The 18,214-nt window shown below is 40.4% G+C and carries 14 protein-coding genes; 7 read left to right on the top strand and 7 right to left on the bottom strand.

The genetic code is table 11. The features are described 5' to 3' along the window. Positions 1-82: 82 nt before the first annotated feature. Both AC1D0K_RS08435 and AC1D0K_RS08430 read right to left on the bottom strand, forming a co-directional pair. Positions 83-1,432, bottom strand: a complete 1,350-nt coding sequence (locus AC1D0K_RS08435; protein ID WP_477391738.1) for an efflux RND transporter periplasmic adaptor subunit — start codon at positions 1,430-1,432, stop codon at positions 83-85. A gap of 40 nt (positions 1,433-1,472) precedes the next feature. Next, complete coding sequence (locus AC1D0K_RS08430; protein WP_477391739.1) at positions 1,473-2,921, bottom strand: TolC family protein; 1,449 nt, start codon at positions 2,919-2,921, stop codon at positions 1,473-1,475. Between the two features lie 94 nt (positions 2,922-3,015). Here AC1D0K_RS08430 and AC1D0K_RS08425 point away from each other — a divergent pair, with 94 nt between their 5' ends. From AC1D0K_RS08425 to AC1D0K_RS08395, 7 genes are all read left to right on the top strand, one after another. Further along, positions 3,016-3,651, top strand: a complete 636-nt coding sequence (locus AC1D0K_RS08425) for a polysaccharide deacetylase family protein (RefSeq protein WP_477391740.1) — start codon at positions 3,016-3,018, stop codon at positions 3,649-3,651. A 173-nt stretch (positions 3,652-3,824) separates the two neighbouring features. Continuing rightward, positions 3,825-6,584: a glycoside hydrolase family 2 protein gene (locus AC1D0K_RS08420; RefSeq protein ID WP_477391741.1), complete on the top strand. Its 2,760-nt coding sequence runs from the start codon at positions 3,825-3,827 to the stop codon at positions 6,582-6,584. A 42-nt stretch (positions 6,585-6,626) separates the two neighbouring features. Continuing rightward, positions 6,627-7,850 carry a PQQ-dependent sugar dehydrogenase gene (locus tag AC1D0K_RS08415; RefSeq protein WP_477391742.1) on the top strand — a complete coding sequence of 408 codons (1,224 nt, stop codon included), beginning with the start codon at positions 6,627-6,629 and terminating at the stop codon, positions 7,848-7,850. A 153-nt stretch (positions 7,851-8,003) separates the two neighbouring features. After that, on the top strand, positions 8,004-10,271 hold the full coding sequence (locus AC1D0K_RS08410; protein ID WP_477391743.1) for an aconitate hydratase: 2,268 nt from the start codon (positions 8,004-8,006) through the stop codon (positions 10,269-10,271). A gap of 113 nt (positions 10,272-10,384) precedes the next feature. After that, positions 10,385-10,882 (top strand): hypothetical protein, encoded by a 498-nt coding sequence (locus tag AC1D0K_RS08405; RefSeq protein WP_477391744.1) that lies wholly within the window; start codon positions 10,385-10,387, stop codon positions 10,880-10,882. Positions 10,883-11,077: 195 nt separating this feature from the next. Then, on the top strand, positions 11,078-11,491 hold the full coding sequence (locus tag AC1D0K_RS08400) for an SseB family protein (RefSeq protein ID WP_477391745.1): 414 nt from the start codon (positions 11,078-11,080) through the stop codon (positions 11,489-11,491). A 220-nt stretch (positions 11,492-11,711) separates the two neighbouring features. Next, positions 11,712-12,035: a hypothetical protein gene (locus AC1D0K_RS08395; RefSeq protein WP_477391746.1), complete on the top strand. Its 324-nt coding sequence runs from the start codon at positions 11,712-11,714 to the stop codon at positions 12,033-12,035. A gap of 272 nt (positions 12,036-12,307) precedes the next feature. On the opposite strand, the gene AC1D0K_RS08390 is transcribed toward AC1D0K_RS08395, so the two are convergent. From AC1D0K_RS08390 to AC1D0K_RS08370, 5 genes are all read right to left on the bottom strand, one after another. Further along, on the bottom strand, positions 12,308-13,942 hold the full coding sequence (locus AC1D0K_RS08390) for an ABC transporter substrate-binding protein (RefSeq protein WP_477391747.1): 1,635 nt from the start codon (positions 13,940-13,942) through the stop codon (positions 12,308-12,310). Between the two features lie 447 nt (positions 13,943-14,389). Further along, a complete protein-coding gene (recA, locus tag AC1D0K_RS08385; RefSeq protein ID WP_295720980.1) occupies positions 14,390-15,412 on the bottom strand; it encodes a recombinase RecA in 1,023 nt (340 codons plus the stop codon). Positions 15,413-15,630: 218 nt separating this feature from the next. Further along, entirely contained in the window at positions 15,631-16,392 is a 762-nt protein-coding gene (gene nth, locus AC1D0K_RS08380; RefSeq protein ID WP_477391748.1) for an endonuclease III, read from the bottom strand. Between the two features lie 321 nt (positions 16,393-16,713). Next, on the bottom strand, positions 16,714-16,857 hold the full coding sequence (locus AC1D0K_RS08375) for a hypothetical protein (protein ID WP_295720982.1): 144 nt from the start codon (positions 16,855-16,857) through the stop codon (positions 16,714-16,716). 268 nt (positions 16,858-17,125) lie between these two features. Beyond that, positions 17,126-17,710, bottom strand: a complete 585-nt coding sequence (locus tag AC1D0K_RS08370; RefSeq protein WP_295720983.1) for an RNA polymerase sigma factor — start codon at positions 17,708-17,710, stop codon at positions 17,126-17,128. Positions 17,711-18,214: the final 504 nt, after the last annotated feature.

Raw genomic sequence — 18,214 nt, 5'->3', positions numbered from 1 at the left:
GACAAAGTTTCTAATCCCCATTAACCAACAAAGCCGCAACCTTAAATGGTCGCGGCTTTGTTATTATATAGATAATTACTCCTTAGTTACTCTTGCCATCCTTATTATCCGGATTAAATAACTTCGCTTTGTCAACCTTTTCAACCACCATGCCATCGGCAAGTGTTTTTGATATGGCTGCATACGGAGCCGATACAACTTCATCGCCACTTTTAAGGCCGCTTAGTACCTGGATGTAAGTATCATTCTGAATACCGGTAGTTACCTGTATTTGTTTAAGCTTGGTGCCGTTTAACACAAAAACATATTCTTTTGATGGTTGTGTTAACTGCGGTTTGCTTTTATCATCATCTTTCTTTGGCGGACCATTCTGTTCTTTTTTCTCCTCGCGGGTTGTAACCGATTGAATAGGCACCGATAATGATTTAACCTGGTTTGTATTAATATCAACAGTAGCTGTCAATCCCGGGCGGAAAGGAGAAGGGTTATCGGCAGTTTTTTTAAGCAAAGCCACATATGATGCAGCATTGATACGCACCTTAACCGTGAAGTTAGTTACCTGATCGGCAGTTGTACCAACTACGTTGGCCGAGCTTCCTATTTCAGAAACTACTCCGGTAAACTTCTTGCCTAAAAACGCGTCGATCTCGATATTTGAAGAATCACCTAAAGAGATGCGGTTAATATCGTTTTCATTCACATCCACGTTCACATCCATTTTGCTCAGGTCAGATATGGTCATGATCTCGGTACCTGCAAACTGCTGGGTTCCTAAAACACGCTCGCCCAATTCAATTGAGAGCTTTGATACCACACCATCAACCGGAGAGTAGATGGTTGTTTTGGCCAGGTTATCCTGTGCTTCTTTAACTGATGCTGATGATTGTGCCAAACCATACTGAGAACCTATAACGTTTTGTTTTGCTGCTTCAAGTGATGCTTTTGCACCTTCAAAAGCCGCTTTAGCGTTTTCGTATTCTGATACGGTAAGTACCTTATTTTTATAAAGTTCCTGGCTGCGTTTAAAAATACCAGCCTGGTTGTTAAAAGTTGCCTCGGCTTGTTTCAACATCTGGCCAGAGTTACCTACACTTGCCTTTTGGGTATTGTATGATGCAATGGCACGATCATAACCAGACTTTAAAATGTCCGGACGGATTTTACATAGCAACTGGCCTTTTTTAACCACGTCGCCTTCCTTTATAGGCAATTCAACTACCTCGCCAGATACTTCCGGGCTTATCTTAACTTCAATATGTGGTTTAATTTTACCACTGGCAGATACCGTTTCATTAATTTCACGTACATCGGCTTTTTCGGTAGCAACCTGTGTTAAAGGAGGTTTACCAATTAAGCCGGTCGCTTTAGCTATGATTAGCAGAACGACCAGAGCGCCAAGCCCTATCAGAATATATTTAGTAGTTTTTCCCATGATTATGAGTTTGGATATTTACGGTTTTAGATTTTTTTATTTATAATGATATCGGTTTGCCAAGATAGTAATCAATCACTTTTGCCCTAAACACAACCATATATTGTGCGTTGATCATATCAAACTGCGATTTATTAAGGTTGGTTAAAGAGGTATTATAGTCAAGCGAGTTTACCAAACCAACATTATAGCGCTGTTGGGTAATATTAAAAGCCTCTTTATTAGCCTGGTAAGTTTGCGTATATGACAGGTATGATTTTTCGGCAGCTTTTACATCCAATACGGCCTGGTAAATGATCTTGCTCAGGTTGTTGCGGGCCAGCTGTGTGGTTAACCTTGCACTTTCGTATTGAATTTTTGCTTTACGTACCGATGTACGTGCACTAAAACGGTTGAATATAGGGATCTGTAAACTAACCCCTGCCGATTGATTAAAGTTATCGCTAAGCTGTTTAAAAAATGGGTACTTATTATATACCGGGGCAACATTAGGTAATGTTGCGGGTTGGTTGCGGTTACCATTCACAAAGCCAATGGTATCTACCCTGCCTGTAGGTGTAACGCCGCCAAACAAAGTACGTGCATCAGAATAGTTTGAACCCAATTGCCCAAATAATACCAGGCTTGGGTAATAATTACCCTGGGCTATTTTAATTCCCTGTTGGGTAGCTTTTTCCCTTTGCTCTGCCAACAGCAGGTCAGGATTAACTAATTGAGCGGTTTTTAAAACCTCCTCCGCATTATATAATGTTTGAATGTCAGTTAGCTTACTGATATCCGGTTTCTCAACAACTATATTTTCCTGCGGGCCCATTTCCATATATTGCTTTAACGTGAGCAATGAAATTTCATAGGCATTTTGGGCATTGGTATAGTTCAGGTCTGCAGTAGATACAGTTGCTTTAGCCTGAGACAGATCTGCCAGTGTTTGGTTGCCAACATCAAAGTTTTTTTGAGCCCTGTCTAAAGTTATCTTCGATACATCAATTTGCTGCTGGGCGGCTACTACCAAATCCTGGTTGGTTAAAACCTGCAAATAAGTAGTAACCACATTTAAAATAAGATCGTTCCTTACTTTTGCAGTTGCTGTTTTATCCGCATCCAATAATAACTTGTTCTGAATGATGGTATTGCGCAGCTGCCCACCCTGGAACAAGGTTACCTGGCTTTGTATGGTACCGTTTAAGGCAAAAATACGCTGATTGATAAACTGGTTGGTTGAAGGGTCAATATTACGGCCAAAGTTAAATGAAGCTTGAGGACCTGCCGTAAGGTTTGGCAACCGGTTATATTTTGATTGTTTTAAGGTTTCATCATCCAAAGCCTCAGTAAATTGCGATTGCTTGATGTTAAGGTTGCGCTCCAAAGCCAGGTTTACTGCTTTTTGCAAGGATATCACTTCCTGCGCCTTAGCCCTGAAGCTTAGCGACGAAAACAGTATGGTGCAAATAACAGTTGCTTTAAGTGATAATAGTAATTTTGGTTTCATAAGGTTTTTCTATACAATGGTAAGCAACTGTTTACTACATTGCAATGTTGATTTCTATATATCGGAAAATTTAACATTTATTTTTTTATTTGATATGTACCTGGTTAAAACTCCATGGCTGTTAAAAAAGCTCTATCCCGAACTAATTTGGAACGTAAACCAAAGCAACCGTTGCATTTATCTCACTTTTGACGATGGACCTATACCTATTGTTACACCCTTTGTATTAAATATTTTAAAACAATATGAGGCCAAAGGCACATTCTTTTGCATTGGCGATAATGTGGACAAGCATCCGGATATTTTTGAGCAGGTTGTAAAAGATGGTCATGCCATAGGCAACCATACCTATAATCACCTCAAAGGATGGAAAACAGATAACAAAACCTACCTCGATAATTTTTTACTCACCGATAAATTATTGGATACCGATCTTTTTCGTCCGCCGTATGGGCGCATTAAAAAACAGCAGGTGAAAGATTTGAAAACAGCACGCCCCAATGTCAAGATCATCATGTGGAACGTGCTAAGCGGCGATTTCGACATCAACTTAAAACCCGAAGATTGCCTTAAAAATGTATTGAAACATACCCAAGCCGGATCAATAGTAGTTTTTCATGATAGTTTGAAAGCTTTTGAGAGGCTGGAATATGTTTTGCCAAGGGCGATGGAGATTTGGAGTAAAGCGGGATATAGTTTTAACGCCCTAATCCCTAAAGAATTTATTTAATTGTGGGTTCAAAATTCTTCCGGCAACGATTGCGTAGTTTTAATTGACCATATTCTTTTTTTGTTGTTCAGTAGTAATTAATCTTGTCAGCGGTATAAAATTATTCGATCAATTTATTGATTGACAGAACAATTACGCCATCATAGCCTAAAAAGTAACATACTTAAACCACAATGAAAAAGACAATCCTTCCAATTTTGTTCATGCTCATCGTTTCTGCTGCATTAGCACAGGAAACTGCTATTAAATACCTGTCGGGTACGGATAAAGATCATACCGTGCAATGGGATTTCTTTTGCACCGGCGGGAGAAACAGCAATAAATGGACAAAAATTAACGTCCCCTCTAACTGGGAACTACAGGGTTTTGGCACATACAACTATGGGCACGATAAAGTTAAAGCTAACGAACAGGGATTATATAAACACGAATTTACTGCGGGTAACTGGAAGGATAAGAAAATATTTATTGTTTTTGAAGGCTCGATGACTGATACCAAAGTGATGGTTAATGGCAAGCAAGCCGGGCCGGTACACCAGGGCAGTTTCTATCGCTTCAAATACGATATCACCGAATTGATAAAACCCAATGCGCAAAACCTGCTCGAGGTTACTGTTGATAAAACATCGGCAAATTCATCTGTAAATGATGCAGAACGCCGGAACAGTGATTTCTGGGTTTTTGGAGGCATTTACCGTCCTGTTTACCTGGAAGTTGTACCGGCCACTTTTATTGAAAGGCTTGCCGTAAATGCCAAGGCCGATGGTTCATTTCAGCTTGACGTATATCCGCAAAACTTAAAAGGCGACGAAACTATTGAAGCCCAGGTACAAAAGCTAAATGGCGAAAATTTAGGTAAACCATTTGCTATTAAAGCAAACACCACAGATGAACACCTGGAGCTGAAATCGAACTTTAGCAAGCCCTTATTATGGAGTGCCGAATTTCCTAATTTGTACCAGGTGATAGTGGCTATAAAAAACAAACAGGGGGTTATTCATCGCGTTAAGCAAAAGTTTGGCTTCCGCACAGTTGAGTTAAGGCCAAATGATGCGCTTTATGTAAATGGCGCAAAAATAATGATGAAAGGTAGCAATCGCCATAGTTTCTGGCCCGAAAGCGGTCGCACTTTAAGCCACAATATTCATTTAATGGATGTTAAGCTAATGAAGCAGATGAACATGAACGCGGTACGCATGTCGCACTATCCGCCCGATGCGGATTTTTTGGATGTGTGCGACTCCTTGGGGCTTTATGTGCTGGATGAACTAACTGGCTGGCAAGCCAAATATGATACTACGGCAGGCCGTAAATTAGTTAAAGAGCTGGTTATAAGAGATGTAAATCACCCTTCAATCCTTTTTTGGGATAATGGCAACGAGGGCGGCTGGAACCGGGGATTAGACAACGACTATGCCTTATACGACCCTCAAAAACGTACGGTGATACACCCCTGGGAAAAGTTTAACGGTACCGATACCAAGCATTACCCAGATTACAATTACATTGTTAACGCGGTGGCTACCGGGCAGGAAGTTTTTTTCCCTACAGAATTTATGCACGGCCTTTACGACGGTGGCGCGGCGGCCGGGCTGGATGACTTTTGGGGCCTTATGGTGAAACACCCTCATGGAGGCGGTGGTTTTATATGGGCGCTTTTGGATGAAGCGGTTATCCGTACAGATAAAAATAATACCTATGATTCTGACGGTAACCATGCACCTGATGGCATTGTTGGGCCGCACCGCGAAAAGGAAGGCAGTTTTTATGCCATTAAAGAGATCTGGTCGCCGGTTTATATAAACCCACAGCCTGTTAACGCAAACTTCAACGGAAAAATCCCCGTCGAAAACAGGTATTCCTTTACTAACCTTAACCAATGCTCATTTAAATGGAAACTGGTTAAATTTCCATCGGCACATGAAAAAACTACAGCAGCCATTGTAAATGCAACCGGCTTACCGGCAGCCCCCGATCTAAAGCCAGGCGAAAAAGGGTTATTAAATTTAGCCTTACCAACATCGTGGTCAAAAAGCGATGCGCTTTATCTTACCGCTTACGGGCCGGATAAGAAAGAAATATTTACATGGAGCTGGGCAATCACCAGTCCGGCAACTATCGCCGGTAAAATTGCGTCAATGCCCGTTAAATCAGCAATAAAAACAGACGAAACAGATCAATCCCTTCGTGTACAATGCGATGGGATAAGCTATTATTTTGATAAAGCTACCGGGTATATTCAAAAGGTTGTTAAACCTGCAGGCACTATCTCTTTATCAGGCGGACCAGTTTTGGCAGGCGTAAATACCAGCTTAAAATTATTTACGCATAAAGCTGTTAACAAACAATATATTATTGAAGCCGACTACCAGGGCGGAGGAGCATTACACATAAAATGGACATTCACCCCCGGCCACCCCGTTAAACTGGAATATCAACATACCCAGCAGGGTGATGCCGATTTTACCGGAATCACATTCAATTATCCCGAAGAAAAAATTACCGGCATGAAATGGCTTGGCCAGGGACCTTACCGGGTTTGGAAAAACAGGCTGAAAGGGCAACAGTTTGGCGTTTGGCATAAAGCTTATAATAACGCTATTACAGGTGAAACCTGGGGATACCCCGAGTTTAAAGGTTACCATTCCGAAGTTAATTGGGTAGTGATAGAAAATAAAGAATCACCGTTCACTGTTTATACAGCAGATAAAAACATGTACCTGCAAATGCTGCACCCAGCCAGGGAAAAAGATGCACTTAGCAACAATAACGTTGAGCCCGCTTTTCCCGAGGGTAGTATCGGGTTTTTAAATACCATAAGCCCTATTGGCACCAAGTTTCAGGCGGCAAAAGTAATGGGGCCACAAAGCCAAACAAATCATATTAACGGCGAACCGGTAAACGGCACGCTATGGTTTGATTTTACGCGTTGATCATAACCAAAATATTAAACCAATCAATACAAATAAAACCCTATGAAAAAACATCTTCCTTTAACCGCCCTATTGTGTTTGGGCATTGCGGCATGTGTATTGCCGTCCTATGTTTTACACGAAATAAAGCCGGTTAAAAAAAGCGACGAGCCAGCTCTCATTACGTTAAAAGTACAACCCATTGCTGATAAATTGTACTCGCCAACAGCCCTAACATTTCCTGGCAATGGCGATATCTGGGTTACTGAGCAACCCGGAAAAATACGGGTAATAAAAAATGGAAAGTTAATTGAAGAGCCTTTGCTTGACCTCAGGAGCAAAATGCTAAAAGTAAATAAAGGATATGAAGAGCGCGGATTGTTAGGGATTTGCCTGCACCCACAATTTAAATCCAATAAAAAATTCTATGTATTTTACAGCGCGGCGTCAAGCCAGGCATCGGATCACAAGGATGTTATAGCCGAATATAAATTGTCGCCAAATTCAAACCAGGTTGACGTTAACAGCGGCAGGATCATACTCTCAGCCGAGAAGCCGGCCGGAAATCATGATGGTGGCTGTATACAGTTTGGCAAAGATGGTTATTTGTACATTTCATTTGGGGATGGCGGCGGCCAGGGTGATAAGCATGGCGACTTTGGGAACGGGCAAAGTATCAATACCTGGCTTGGCAAAATCCTGAGGGTTGATGTTAATACAGCATCTGGATACGTAGTACCCAAAAGCAATCCATTTGTTGACCGAAAAGATGCAAAGCCAGAAATATGGGCGTATGGTTTCCGTAACCCTTATCGGTTTTCTTTTGATAAGGCATCCGGGCAATTGTTTGCCGGTGATGTAGGTCAGGATTTGTGGGAAGAAGTTGATATTGTTACAAAGGGCGCCAACTACGGTTGGAGGCTAATGGAAGGGACGCATTGCTATAATCCAGCCAGCGGTTGTGATGTCAAGGGTATTACCATGCCAATTACCGAATATAGCCATACTGAGGGCATATCTGTTATAGGTGGTTATGTTTATAACGGCACACAATTGCCCGCTTTAAAAAGCAAATATGTGTTTGCCGATTGGGTAGGAAAAGTGTTTTATTTACAAAAAGCAGGCACTAAATGGCTACGTGGTAAAATTACTTTGCAAAACATCCCCGCCAACTCAAAAATACTGGGATTTGGCGAAGACCCTGCAGGCGAAGTGTATGTACTTACCAATGCCGATACCGGGCCTGAAAATGCAAATGGTGGCATTTATAAGCTGGTGAAAAACTAAACAGGGAAGCAACTTATTTAGAATTTCTCCAAATAACATTTACCCAATTGACTAACAGCTTTTAGTTGTAATTTTTGTAAATTCGCCGCACTACGCTCCTGTCAAGGGGTTTAGTGTCAATTCTTTTACTTTTCACCTAAAAATCAAATACAAATGGCTTTTGATTTAGATATGATCAAAAAAGTTTACGACCGCTACAGCACCCGTGTGGATGCTGCCCGTAAAGCGACTGGTAAACATTTAACTTTAACCGAAAAAATACTATACGCCCACCTTTCTGAAGGCGATGCCCAAAAAGCATTTGGCCGTGGTGTTGACTATGTTGACTTTGCTCCAGACCGTGTAGCCATGCAGGATGCAACGGCGCAAATGGCTTTATTGCAGTTTATGCAGGCTGGCCGTCCGCAGGTTGCTGTACCATCTACCGTACATTGCGATCACCTTATACAGGCAAAAGTTGGCGCGGTTGAAGATTTACATACAGCTATCGATATCAACCGTGAAGTTTATGATTTCCTGGCTTCGGTATCAGATAAATATGGTATTGGTTTCTGGAAAGCGGGAGCCGGTATTATTCACCAGGTTGTTCTTGAAAACTACGCCTTCCCGGGTGGTATGATGATCGGTACCGATTCACATACACCAAACGCGGGTGGTTTAGGTATGATAGCCATTGGTGTTGGTGGCGCCGATGCCTGTGATGTTATGGCCGGCTTACCATGGGAGCTTAAATTCCCTAAGCTTATCGGTGTTAAATTAACCGGTAAATTATCTGGCTGGACATCAGCTAAAGACGTTATTTTGAAAGTAGCAGGTATCCTTACTGTAAAAGGTGGTACCGGTGCTATTGTTGAATATTTTGGCGAAGGTGCACGTTCACTTTCTGCAACAGGTAAAGGTACCATCTGTAACATGGGTGCCGAAATTGGCGCAACCACTTCTGTATTTGGTTACGATGAAAAAATCGCTACCTACTTAAGCGGAACAAAACGCGCTGATATTGCCGAGCTTGCAAATGCCGTTGCTGAGCACTTAACCGGCGACGACGAAGTTTACGCAAACCCTGAGCAATATTTTGACCAGGTTATCGAAATCAACCTATCTGAACTGGAACCACATATCAATGGTCCTTTTACACCAGATTTGGCCTGGCCTATCTCTAAATTTGCTACCGCGGTTAAAGAAAACAACTGGCCTGCAAAATTAGAAGTTGGCTTGATAGGTTCTTGTACCAACTCATCTTACGAAGATATCACCCGTTCTGCATCTATTGCAAAACAGGCTATTGATAAACACCTTACTACCAAGGCAGAGTTTACCATTACACCAGGATCAGAACTGGTACGTTACACCGTTGAGCGTGATGGCTACCTGGATACATTTACCCAAATGGGCGGTGTTGTATTGGCTAATGCCTGCGGACCATGTATTGGTCAATGGGCACGTCATACAGACGATCCTACCCGTAAAAATTCTATCATCACATCGTTTAACCGTAACTTCGCTAAACGCCAGGATGGTAACCCTAACACACACGCGTTTGTAGCATCTCCGGAGATTGTAACAGCTTTGGCTATTGCAGGTGATTTGACTTTTAACCCGCTTACTGATACTTTAACTAACCTTAATGGCGAACAAGTTAAGCTTGATGAACCATTAGGTATTGAAATGCCGGTTAAAGGTTATGCTGTTGAAGATGCCGGTTACCAGGCCCCTGCCGAAGATGGCAGCCAGGTGCAGGTATTGGTTGATCCAAAATCAGCCCGTTTGCAATTATTGGAGCCGTTTACCGCATGGGAAGGTACCGATATTAAAGGCTTGAAATTGCTGATTAAAGCAAAAGGCAAATGTACTACCGATCATATCTCTATGGCTGGCCCGTGGTTAAAATTCCGTGGTCACCTGGATAACATATCAAACAATATGCTGATTGGTGCTATCAACTACTTTAACAACACTGCCGATAGCGTTAAAAATGAATTAACCGGCGAATACGGACCTGTACCAGCTACTCAACGCGATTACAAAGCAAATGGCATTGGTTCAATAGTAGTAGGCGACGAAAACTATGGCGAAGGTTCTTCACGTGAGCACGCGGCCATGGAGCCACGTCACTTGGGCGTACGTGCCATACTGGTAAAATCATTTGCCCGTATCCACGAAACCAACCTGAAGAAACAAGGTATGCTGGGTATCACCTTTGCAGATAACAACGACTACGATAAGATCCAGGAAGACGATGTGATTGATATCAACGGCTTAACAACATTTGCCCCAGGCAAACAGTTAACCGTAGTATTAAACCATAAAGACGGTTCTGTTGATTCATTCGCGGTAAACCATACTTATAACGCTCAGCAAATTGAGTGGTTTAAAGCAGGTGGCGCATTGAACATCATTCGTAAACAAATGGCATCTTAATAAGGCTGAAAGCCGAAAGGTTAAAGCTGAAAGCTAATTATATGAGCCTCCCTTTGGGGAGGCTTTTTTGTTGGCCAATTAACTAACTTTACTATGCCTATAATCAATACACTATGCGAACCATACCGGGTATTCTTATTTTATTGCTAATTACGATTCATACACATGCACAGCAGAATTTAGTTAAACAGTCTCGTGTAAGCCCAATAAATTCAGTTAGCAGCGTTAAATACCATGGAGATAGTATTTCAATCAATCAAATGGTTATTGTTAAAAATAAAAACTTGCAGGCATTTATTACTGATCTTCAAAAAACAAGTTTGTCTTCGTCCAATAAATTGGGGGATATGCCAGGATTTGTTAAGTCCTTTTTAGAATCCTTTGGCAATGTCAACTTTACCATAGCAGAACCCGGGCAAGATTGGAATTGCTGCTGCGACCAAAACGATCAATTACCAAACCGGCAGCTTATTTGCCAGGGCAAAAATAAAAATCTATATTTTATCAGTTATCTTACAGGAGGATTTGCAGAAACTCAACACCTTGTTTTGATACGATATAAAAATGAAATAATAACAGATTTTTGGACCGGAACATTACAAGGGCATTAACAACCAAACCCGCTATTATTAAATATTTAATAAAGAGCAAAAATGAACACTACTCATTAAGTATTTAAATTCCAACCTACGCTCGCTACGAATTTAAAAAGCCTGAAGCTAATTGCTCCACTTTTCGCAGTTTTTTATTGGTTATTAATAATGATTAATTTAAATTTCTTCCGTTTATCTCGTATTTTGTGATCAATGGGGTTATTTGATATATTTAAAAAGAAAGAACCGACCTTTGAAGCTTTGCTAAAAAAGGCCGTCGTCGAACCTGCATATCGAATAGACATTTATGCAAGAATACTCTCTGAAAAATTCTTTGTATTGACCGAAGAAGGTATGTTTCCGCAAGGCTCATTTATTACAAACGGCAACACAAAGGCCCAGGTTCGAACATTAAACAACGGTAGTGTACCGATCTTTACTTCAACGGACAGAATTTTTGATGGCGGAGTAATTAAAACAGAGGTTTGCTTTTTAGAACTCGAGGGGAAAGACCTCTTAAAGATGTCGACTGGAAAAGCACTGATCATTAACCCCTATTCCGATTTCGGAAAAGAAATTCTCCCTTCAGAAATTGAACAAATATTAGATGGGAGTATTTTAACGTAAAACCAACTTAAGCTCGTTATGATAAGTGCTCATATGGAATAGCGTTTATAATACGATGGAAGAATAATGAAATATTCTTCATAACCCAAACGATGTCATCGCGAAACCAAGCTAAGCGTCTCTTATAAATGAGTGCAAGAAGATTGTACTATCACTTTTACACAATATTCAGTAAACCACCCGGCTGTATCTTAGTCTAACTAATCTAAACAATCGGGCCATGAAAAATCATTATTCATTTACTGCAGGTATTTGCTTATTGTTATCTTCCTGTGCTGTTCCTATTACTTATTTTGGCGATAGGCTGTCCCCTACAACATTTGTAGAAATCTATTATTCTACCCATGATGTTAAAAGGGAATACAAGGTTATCGGCCATTTAACCTGCGAAAATTATCCGAAGCAGGAAGCTGTAAAGCAAAGACTATCAGAATACGCCAAAACCGTTGGTGCAGATGCCGTAGTTATTTTAGGCACCGATGCCACCAAGAATAACCAGGCAGCTATAGTAAATGCCGATGCGTTGAAGTATACAGATAAATAATACAGTGACAATCTATGTGACCGCGCCCTTTATAGACTGTATTGACACGTCTTTTGATTCTTATCAATTAATAAAACCGATTGTCATTTCGAGCGAACCAGAGGAGGAATTGAGCGCTGGCGGTGAGGAGAAATCTTATATAAGCGACAAGCGAACATGCAGGTCGTATAAAACTTCTCCTCCCCCCCTTCTTTTTCCCCACGCCTGTTCGGTCGAAATGACATTTTCTTTCACTAAAAAGCTATCTCCTCACAGTAGTTCCTTTCAAGCGTTTAAAGCCCCTTCACCACCCTCTTCAACACCAACAGATTTTGCCCGTTTAAACTATAACCCGAGATATTATTCTGATATAAATTCACCAGCTTATCATAATACAATACCAATACCGGCGATTGCTCCATCACCAGGTTATCCATTTGCTGGTACAGCGCATAGCGGGCCGAATCATTTTTTACGTGGTAAGTTTGTTCAAACAACGTATCAAACTTTTTATTGTTAAAGCCGGTATAATTAGGCCCATAAGGAATTTTGTTTTTGGAGTAGAAAACCGACAGGTAGTTTTCACCATCCGGGTAATCGGCTATCCATTGCCCGTAAAAAAAGTTAATTCCGTTTTTGGATACTAACTCACGCAAACTGGCGCCCTGCGTAATTTCTACGCTGGTTTTAATACCGATCCTATCCAGCTGACCTTGTACATACTCTATCAGGCTGCGATAGCCAACTGTGGTGGCTAATGATATTTCGGGTAGGTTTTTACCGTCTGGGAAACCGGCCTCTGCGAGCAATCTTCGCGCTTTTTCCGGATCGTAGGAATACCCTTTAACACATTTACCATCAAAACCAGGCATGCCCTGCGGTATAAAGCCCGAGTACCCCGGTGTACCCATGCTATTGCGCAGATACTTGATCATCTTTTGCCTGTCGATAGCATAGTTTATAGCCTGCCGCACTTTCAATATTTTCAGGGGCGATTTTTTTACAATGGCCAGGTTACTATCCACCAGGATCCCCAGATACATGGTATTTAAATACGGCGCCGTATTCAGGATGAACTTACCCTTATATTTTTGCGTTACCTTGCCCGATTTGGTAAGAATATCATCGCGGTAGCTGCCATCAATATCATTCAAAAAGTCGAGCTTCTTTTTCACAAACTCCAAAAAGGAGGTTTGCTTATCGGCAATAAAAGTAGCCCTGACGGCATCCAGGTATGGCAAGCGTTTACCCTTTTTATCAAACTCCCAATACTTATCATTTTTAAGCAGTACCAGCACTTCACCCTCTTTCCAATACTTCAGCTTAAAAGGACCGGTACCTATGGGATGACTTCTGAAATCCTTACCATAAAACTCCACCACCTCTTTTGGCACTACAGAGCAATACTGGGCCGTAAGCATACTCAAAAATGGCGCGAAGGGCTGTTTAAGCTTTATTAAGAACGTGCTATCATCAGGGGCAGAGAATGCACGCTTATCATCCACCTTATCGCTAAAGATCCAGGAGCCGGATGAAGCCACTTTTGGATCAATCAACCGGCCAAAGCTGTAAACAAAATCTGCCGCTACAGCTTTGCGCCCGATGCCATTTGCAAAATGGGGATCGTCATGAAAATAAACATCATTGCGCAGGTGGAAAGTGTAAAGTAAACCATCGGCAGATACCTGCCAGCTTTTGGCAATGCAGGGAGTAACTTTTAAACTATCATTAATCTGTACCAGCCCGTTAAAAACCTGGTTATCCATCCAAATGGTATAATGGTTGCGGCAAAAAGCCGGATCGAGCGAGGTGAGGCCTTCCTCCAGGTTAATATTAAAAACTGCCTTGCCCGAACTGGGCGATTTTGTATAGCAAGCCGAAAGCTGAAACATCAGCACCAATAGCAGCAATACAACCAGTTTATTCATCAAAAGCTAATGTAATAATTATTGAATTAGCGACTTAGTGAGTTAGCGATTTATTACTTAAAGATGAAGTTTTTAATTAGTGAGTGGTTGGATTAGGTTGATTAGGTGAGTGGTTATAGTTTGTTGGTAAAGGCACCAACGTATTAAAGGTGTTCGCTTTTATGAGGGTATTGTCATCAATGGATCCCCATTAAAAACAACATTTCTGATAATCAATTAATTAAGTGTTCTGATTATTCAGATCAAAAAATAATGTATTGATAATCAACAAGTTAATTTTCGTAAAACAACCCGATCCGAACATCCCGAACACTTGATTTTTGAAAGTCCGAACACTGACATGATCCTGTCAGTTTAAATAAATCCATAAAAAAAGGCCTCCCAAAACAGAAGGCCTTTTATATCTATAAAAATCCGAAATCGAAATTCCGAAATCCGAAATCAAAACTATACCTCGGCTAAATGCTCGCCGGTAACGGTTTCTTTAATTTTAGCTTCCAGTTCTTCCATCAGTTCCGGATTGTCCAATATCAGTTGTTTAACCGCATCACGACCTTGGCCAAGGCGGGTTTCGCCATAGCTGAACCATGAACCTGCTTTTTTAATGATGTTATATTCAACACCTAAGTCGATAATCTCGCCGGCTTTGGAAATACCTTCACCAAACATAATATCAAACTCAGCAATACGGAACGGCGGCGCCACTTTATTTTTAACGATCTTCACTTTTACGCGGTTACCAGAAACCTCGTCGGTATCCTTAATCTGCGAAATACGGCGTACATCTAAACGCACCGAAGCGTAGAACTTTAAGGCGTTACCACCTGTTGTAGTTTCGGGGTTACCAAACATCACACCAATTTTATCACGCAACTGGTTGATAAAAATACAGCAACATCCGGTTTTGCTGATGGTACCGGTTAACTTACGTAAAGCCTGTGACATTAAACGTGCATGAAGACCCATTTTTGAGTCACCCATTTCTCCTTCAATCTCCGCTTTAGGAACTAACGCGGCAACAGAGTCAATAACTAAAATATCAATAGCTCCTGAACGGATCAGGTTATCAGCAATTTCCAGGGCCTGCTCACCATTATCAGGTTGAGAGATCAATAGGTTCTCCACATCAACGCCCAATTTCTTGGCATAAAAACGATCGAAAGCATGCTCCGCATCAATAAATGCCGCGATGCCACCTTTCTTTTGCGATTCGGCAATGGCATGAATAGCCAATGTGGTTTTACCAGATGATTCAGGGCCATATATTTCAATAACTCTACCTTTAGGTAAGCCACCAACACCTAAGGCGATATCAAGCCCTAAAGAGCCGGTTGATATAACTTCTGTAGGCTCAATAACGGAATCACCCAATTTCATGATGGTACCTTTTCCGTATGATTTTTCAAGCTTATCCAGTGTAAGCTGTAATGCTTTTAATTTATCCGAGTTATTTTTATCTATGTTAGCCATCTTCAAATTTTCTTCAACAAATATAAATGTTTTATTTTAAAATACTAATTTTTTTAGTAATTTATTTAAAAAGCGTCATTGCGAGGTACGAAGCAATCTCCAAACTATACAGTACAGGCCATGCAAGTCCGATCTGCTTATGTAGAGATTGCTTCGTGCCTCGCAATGACGGGTGGGTTTATTATTTATGTTGAAATTAATCAACCTAATAATACCAATCAAATATCTTTATCCACACTACGCTTCTTCAATTCTTTACTAATCACGTTTAAAGCCTTTTTCTTTTTAGCTTCTTTTACTTTTTTGATTTTGGCAGCTTCGGCGCGTAATAGTGCGGCCTCGGTATTGTTACGTTCATAATACCTGCAAAACCAGGTTAGCGGGCATATCTCGCACTTAGGGCTGCGGGCCACACATATATAACGGCCATGTAATATCAGCCAGTGATGGGCAACGCCTATATATTCTTTTGGGATGTGTTGAATCAACTGCTTTTCTACTGCCAACGGGGTGGTAGCGTTGTTGGTTAAACCTATCCGGTTGCTTACCCTGAAAACATGGGTATCAACAGCCATTGCAGGCTCATCAAACACTACCGAAGCTATAACGTTTGCCGTTTTTCGACCAACACCCGGCATTTTTTGTAAATTTTCTATTCCTGAAGGTACTTCGCCGTTGAAAACTTCAACCAGCATTTTACCCATACCAACCAAATGTTTGGCTTTATTGTTAGGATAGCTCACACTACGGATATAAGTAAAAACTTCTTCGGGTGTAGAAGCTGCCAGATCCTCCGGCGTAGGGAAACGTTCAAAAAGAGCAGGCGTAACCTGGTTAATTCGCTTATCTGTGCATTGTGCCGATAAAATGACCGCCACCAGCAACTGGAAGGGGTTATCATAATGAAGTTCGGTAACAGGGTTAGGTTGACTTTTAGAAAAATATTCAACAAAATGGCGGTAACGGTCGGCTTTCAGCATGTTAGTTCATTGGTTCGCTTGTTCATTAGTTCATTGGTAGCTGCATAATCCATTAACCTGGCTGCTTATTAGCTTATAATAATAATGCGGCATATCCAATACATTGCAATTATGCTCAATAAATCGCAATTGGCAAAACCGTTGAAATATCAGCTATAAAAATTTATCGAACTACTCACCGATGAACCAGTGAACTAATGAACCAATGAACTATTAAATAGAAAGGTTCATAAATCACTTATTGGCTTTTGGTTATTTCGATTCACATCGGGTAACCTTAATCAACAATTGTGATCTATGAACCAGTGAGGTTAGTAATGCTTACCGTAAACTCTTCGAGTAGTCCAAAATCTGGTGTATAGTTTGCACTTTGGGCTTCTTTTTCAGAAGGTCCAAATCGGCACGGATAGAGTTATAAAAAATCATATCATCCGCATCCAGATATTCATGTACGTTATCGTTCATCTGAGCTTGGTTAGCAGTTCCATTTAATGTTTTTGTAAAGGTTTCATCCATAAGCTTTTTTAATATAAATTTTATACGATTTATAACGGTGGCTTAAAGATAATATTTTGTTAAATGAAAATTAAATGAAATTTTTTTATTCTGCCATTTACTTATTAGTTACTAAGTATTTGATTTTTTGCTTGATAAGGACATTAACACAGAAAATCCGATTAACTGATAATTAATCAGCAACCGGATCTACATATAAAAATACCTAAACTTAATATTAATTTTTTAAACTCATTTCCTTGCCCTGCATCATCTTGCGCAGGTTATTGAGCGCATAGCGCATACGGCCAAGAGCGGTATTAATGCTCACCTCAGTTATATCGGCTATTTCCTTGAAACTCATATCGCCAAAGTGGCGCATAATCAATACTTCCTTTTGTTCGGAAGGTAACAGCTGTATCAACGATTTAAGGTCCTTATAGGTTTGGTCTCTAACCATCTTATCCTCGGTACTTTCATCGTAATTACCCAACACTTCAAAAATATCAAAGTCGTCGCCATTACTTACCATTGGAGCACGTTTTTCGCGTCGAAAATGGTCAATGACCAAATTATGCGCAATACGCGTTACCCAAGGTAAAAATTTACCTTCTTCGTTATACTTACCGGCTTTAAGGGTATTTATTACTTTTATAAAAGCATCCTGAAAAATATCCTCGGCAAGGTATTCGTCTTTTACCAAAAGATAAATAGAGGTGTATATTTTTGACTGATATCGTCTTATCAATTCTACCAATCCTGCTTCATCACCGGCAATATATTGATGGATTAGATCCTGATCACTCTTCAATTGAAAATCCATAGAACGTACTACTTTAAACTTAATTTTAGTTAAAATCTTCTTACAAGTAAAGTATCTTCTATAGTATGCTCCTTAGGGGTTAAGAAATTGTTACCTCAAATAAAACAATTTCTATCTTAAAAAGCAAATTATATTTTTTATTTACTTCTGTCTATCAGGTTAATTGCTGTAAATAAGCATCGGGGCATAAAATATTTTGACGCTTACCTGTTCGACGATTCTTTGTAAAAAAGGTTTAATTGCGATTCAAATAATCCTCACAATATATGCATCTAAAAATTTATCGTAAACAATTAAAAGTCAGTAAACTGTAAAGTCGATACCTAATTCAATATAAACAACCAAACAAAGTAAAACCAATTTGGATACTGCTAAATATTTTAGGATTTTTGCACTCGCAAAAAGTTCATAGTTAACAGATCATAGTTTATGGCAAATTTTTTGCCATTTTCTTCTGTTTAACTAATCCCTATGATCCATGAACTATGAACCATGAACTAATTC

The sequence above is a fragment of the Mucilaginibacter sp. P1_A3 genome (assembly GCF_056406855.1).
This window is presented reverse-complemented; position numbering and strand designations above follow the sequence as displayed.

Coding starts and splice junctions, on each gene's coding strand:
- AC1D0K_RS08430 (WP_477391739.1), bottom strand. CDS start 2,921: ATGAAACCAAAATTACTATTATCACTTAAAGCAACTGTTATTTGCACC.
- AC1D0K_RS08425 (WP_477391740.1), top strand. CDS start 3,016: ATGTACCTGGTTAAAACTCCATGGCTGTTAAAAAAGCTCTATCCCGAA.
- AC1D0K_RS08390 (WP_477391747.1), bottom strand. CDS start 13,942: ATGAATAAACTGGTTGTATTGCTGCTATTGGTGCTGATGTTTCAGCTT.
- recA (WP_295720980.1), bottom strand. CDS start 15,412: ATGGCTAACATAGATAAAAATAACTCGGATAAATTAAAAGCATTACAG.
- AC1D0K_RS08375 (WP_295720982.1), bottom strand. CDS start 16,857: ATGAACGATAACGTACATGAATATCTGGATGCGGATGATATGATTTTT.
- AC1D0K_RS08405 (WP_477391744.1), top strand. CDS start 10,385: ATGCGAACCATACCGGGTATTCTTATTTTATTGCTAATTACGATTCAT.
- AC1D0K_RS08420 (WP_477391741.1), top strand. CDS start 3,825: ATGAAAAAGACAATCCTTCCAATTTTGTTCATGCTCATCGTTTCTGCT.
- AC1D0K_RS08395 (WP_477391746.1), top strand. CDS start 11,712: ATGAAAAATCATTATTCATTTACTGCAGGTATTTGCTTATTGTTATCT.
- AC1D0K_RS08410 (WP_477391743.1), top strand. CDS start 8,004: ATGGCTTTTGATTTAGATATGATCAAAAAAGTTTACGACCGCTACAGC.
- AC1D0K_RS08435 (WP_477391738.1), bottom strand. CDS start 1,432: ATGGGAAAAACTACTAAATATATTCTGATAGGGCTTGGCGCTCTGGTC.
- AC1D0K_RS08370 (WP_295720983.1), bottom strand. CDS start 17,710: ATGGATTTTCAATTGAAGAGTGATCAGGATCTAATCCATCAATATATT.
- nth (WP_477391748.1), bottom strand. CDS start 16,392: ATGCTGAAAGCCGACCGTTACCGCCATTTTGTTGAATATTTTTCTAAA.
- AC1D0K_RS08415 (WP_477391742.1), top strand. CDS start 6,627: ATGAAAAAACATCTTCCTTTAACCGCCCTATTGTGTTTGGGCATTGCG.
- AC1D0K_RS08400 (WP_477391745.1), top strand. CDS start 11,078: ATGGGGTTATTTGATATATTTAAAAAGAAAGAACCGACCTTTGAAGCT.